This is a genomic window from Wolbachia endosymbiont of Madathamugadia hiepei (genome assembly GCF_013366855.1).
In the GTDB taxonomy this organism is placed as follows: domain Bacteria; phylum Pseudomonadota; class Alphaproteobacteria; order Rickettsiales; family Anaplasmataceae; genus Wolbachia.
Map to the genome: position 1 here is coordinate 1 of NZ_WQMP01000126.1, position 2,991 is coordinate 2,991.

Sequence of the window (2,991 nt, forward strand, 5' to 3'; positions counted from 1 at the left end):
TTTTCTACGCTTATTTCATATTCCATGCAACCCAAAAAGCCCTCTATTTCCAGCTCTTTCTTTATCGGCTAATCCATAGTTAGCGTTATAAAGGGTCGCATGAGAAGATGAGGATTAGACGATTTAGCTCCTTCTCTGGATAACATACCCAAAATGTGATCTGCTCTAGAGAGATTATTGACTGAATCATTGTCCCATTCAAATTTTGGTGGCAAGGGATTAGGTATAAATGCCTGATAACCAGCAAGTGTATTAATGACCTTACCTGATGGTGATTCTTTAATATCCATTCATTCAACTCCAACACACCATATTTTTATAGTATATATTATTTTCAAAAAAGTAAAAAATGAAAATAAGGCTTTATCTTATTTTCGTGGGTGAAAATAAAAAACCTCTTATTTTCGATTTTGCGTAAAAATGAAAATAAAGCTTATCTTAATTGTGATAGATTTCTTGCATTATGGTCACAGCTGTACGAACATTGCAATCAGCAGGTAATTTGCGTAACAGACGGTGTCATCCCAGTGCTCCGACACTAGGATCCAGCCTTTCCATAGTGGTAGGCTCAAATCACAATGTTCGTACAGTTGTGGCATTATGGTAAGAAATTTCAAAAGCAGGTTATGCAAGAGATCTAATGATGTGGTCGATGTCATTTAAGTAGCTTGACACTAGAATCCAGTTTTCTTTACAATCCCCTTCGTGAAAGAACAAAAATGCTTATTTGTCACTATAGCTGGTTTACCAAATGCTGGGAAGTCTAAGCTGATTAACAGCATTGTAGGTAAGAAGATTGCAATTGTTACTCCCAAAGTGCAAACAACGAGGACGCAAATAAGGGGTATTGCAATACACGATGACACACAAATTATTTTTACTGACTCTCCGGGGATATTTTCGGCAGAAACGAAACTTGAGAAAACTCTAGTCAAATCTGCATGGTCAGCAATCAGGGGTGATGACATCACTTTGTTGCTGGTTGATGCGAGCAATTATTTAAAAAATATAGAGAGAATCAAAACTATCTTTGCGCGGCTGCAACGCACAAAAGGCAGATGTATTTTGGTTATCAATAAGATTGATCTGGTAAAAAAATCTGAGCTAAAGATGGCGTATGAACATCTGAATTTGCTTTATAGGGTTGAAAGAATTTTTACAATATCCGCATTAAAGAGTGATGGACTTTCTGATTTGATAAGTTATTTATCTGAAGTTGCGCCAGTTAGTCCTTGGTTTTATAGAGAAGACCAAATAACCGATTCCTCGACGAGTTTTTTATCAGCGGAAATTACGAGGGAAAAATTATTCTTGAATTTGCGTGAAGAATTGCCATATTCTATAGCTGTCATAACTGAACAAATTCAGGAGAAAAAAGATAAGAGTTTAATCATAAAACAGGTCATATTTGTGCTGAGGGATAGTCATAAGAAAATAGTACTAGGAAAAGATGGCAGTAATATTAAAAAAATTGGCATCGAGGCACGTGTTGAGCTGGAGAAGTTATTCGAGTGTAAAGTTCACCTGTTTTTATTCGTGAAAATGCGGCATTGGACTGACCGTCCTGAGGAGTATATAAGCGATGCTTAATTCTTTATTGGTATTTGATATTGAGACTATACCAGATATAAACTCCTGCAAAAATTTACTCGATATTTGTGATGATAGCAGTGTAGAAGAGAAAAGAGACGCGTTAACAAAATATCACCTCGAGATAACAAACGGACAAAACCCTTTTCTTCGTCAACCTTTCCACCAAATTGTAGTTATCAGTTTTTTACTCTGTAATATAAGCTGCAAAAATGGTTATGAGGTGTTCACACTGCAGGAAATTAGGTCTGGCGGTACACTAAATTCTAGTGAAAAAGAGCTAGTGAAGGGATTTTTCAATTATATGTCAGAAAAAAGACCAAGGTTAGTCTCATTTAATGGGCGCACTTTTGATATACCAGTGTTGAAATACCGTGCTATGGTTCATGGCATTCAAGCAGAATATTTTCATAAAGCTGGTGATAAGTGGAATAGCTATAATCAAAGATACAGTAGTGATTGGCATTGCGATTTACTTGAATCCCTTTCTGATTTTGGAGCTTCCGCGAGAGTAAAAATGAACGAAGTTTGTGCAGCGCTTAATCTTCCTGGTAAAGTTGGGGTTGATGGGTCACAAGTTATGGGTTTACACGATAGCGGCAAGATGCAAGAGATTCGAGAATACTGTGAAACAGACGTAATTAACACTTATTTGATTTACTTGAGATTTGTGTACCATCAAGGAAGAATCACTACTGAAAGCTACAACAAAAGTGTGGAAGAGCTACTTTTAGAATGCGAAAAAAAAGCACATCTGAGAAATTTTAAAGAAGAATGGGAAGTAACTTGTGGCGGAAGGTTTTATATTTGAATCTGGAGGTGTCAAGCATTGGAATGACACCGAAGGAGCTACTCAGATGACATCCTCCTGGCAGGCTTAAATCACAATGTTCGTATAGCTGCAACACGAGAGGTACTTTCTCTCATCCATTGCAGATATTGCACGGTGCTGTCAACTTGGTCATTGTGATGTGCTTCTGGGAACATTAAAATTTCATACTCAAAATCATTGAGCCATACTGCTTGGTGTGGCAGAAAAACTTTTCCAGACTCTATAATGGGAACAATCTGGTGGAATCGAGAGAGTTTGTCATCATGTGGTAATATTTCAATAATGGGTAAATCACTGCTTGCTTTTAGCTCTTGCACCAATTGCTGACCGCTTGTTTTTGCTTCAATTAAAACTGCGTGTGGTGTCCATCTTGCAGCTAGTGACAGAACTTGCTCTTTAAACGCTAACTATGGATTAGCTGATAAAGAAAGAGCTGGAAATGGAAGGTTTTTTGCGTTGTAAAGAATATGAAATAAGCGTAAAAAAGATGTGAACTAAAAAGTTAATAGGAGATCTATGGCGAGTATGTTCAATTTCTAATCTGTTTTTCAGGTAACCAAAAACCGTTT

The 2,991-nt window shown here is 37.0% G+C and carries 4 protein-coding genes and 2 pseudogenes; 2 read left to right on the plus strand and 4 right to left on the minus strand.

The window, feature by feature from the left end; all coding sequences use genetic code 11:
• Window positions 1–68: 68 nt before the first annotated feature.
• Together GO685_RS04445 and GO685_RS05760 are read right to left on the minus strand one after the other, a co-directional pair.
• Entirely contained in the window at window positions 69–290 is a 222-nt protein-coding gene (locus GO685_RS04445; protein ID WP_175937747.1) for a hypothetical protein, read from the minus strand.
• A 177-nt stretch (window positions 291–467) separates the two neighbouring features.
• Window positions 468–599, minus strand: a complete 132-nt coding sequence (locus GO685_RS05760) for a hypothetical protein (RefSeq protein ID WP_281356224.1) — start codon at window positions 597–599, stop codon at window positions 468–470.
• 106 nt (window positions 600–705) lie between these two features.
• Here GO685_RS05760 and era point away from each other — a divergent pair, with 106 nt between their 5' ends.
• Both era and GO685_RS04455 read left to right on the plus strand, forming a co-directional pair.
• Complete coding sequence (gene era / locus GO685_RS04450) at window positions 706–1,590, plus strand: GTPase Era (protein ID WP_175937748.1); 885 nt, start codon at window positions 706–708, stop codon at window positions 1,588–1,590.
• Window positions 1,583–2,401 carry a 3'-5' exonuclease gene (locus GO685_RS04455; protein WP_175937749.1) on the plus strand — a complete coding sequence of 273 codons (819 nt, stop codon included), beginning with the start codon at window positions 1,583–1,585 and terminating at the stop codon, window positions 2,399–2,401. Before era ends, GO685_RS04455 begins: the two co-directional genes overlap by 8 nt.
• A 71-nt stretch (window positions 2,402–2,472) precedes the next feature.
• Here GO685_RS04455 and terL read toward each other — a convergent pair.
• Window positions 2,473–2,820 (minus strand): annotated as a pseudogene (gene terL / locus GO685_RS04460) (phage terminase large subunit); the annotation flags it as partial.
• 16 nt (window positions 2,821–2,836) lie between these two features.
• A pseudogene (locus GO685_RS04465) lies at window positions 2,837–2,991 on the minus strand (IS982 family transposase); the annotation flags it as partial.

Coding starts and splice junctions, on each gene's coding strand:
- GO685_RS05760 (WP_281356224.1), bottom strand. CDS start 599: ATGCCACAACTGTACGAACATTGTGATTTGAGCCTACCACTATGGAAA.
- GO685_RS04455 (WP_175937749.1), top strand. CDS start 1,583: ATGCTTAATTCTTTATTGGTATTTGATATTGAGACTATACCAGATATA.
- GO685_RS04445 (WP_175937747.1), bottom strand. CDS start 290: ATGGATATTAAAGAATCACCATCAGGTAAGGTCATTAATACACTTGCT.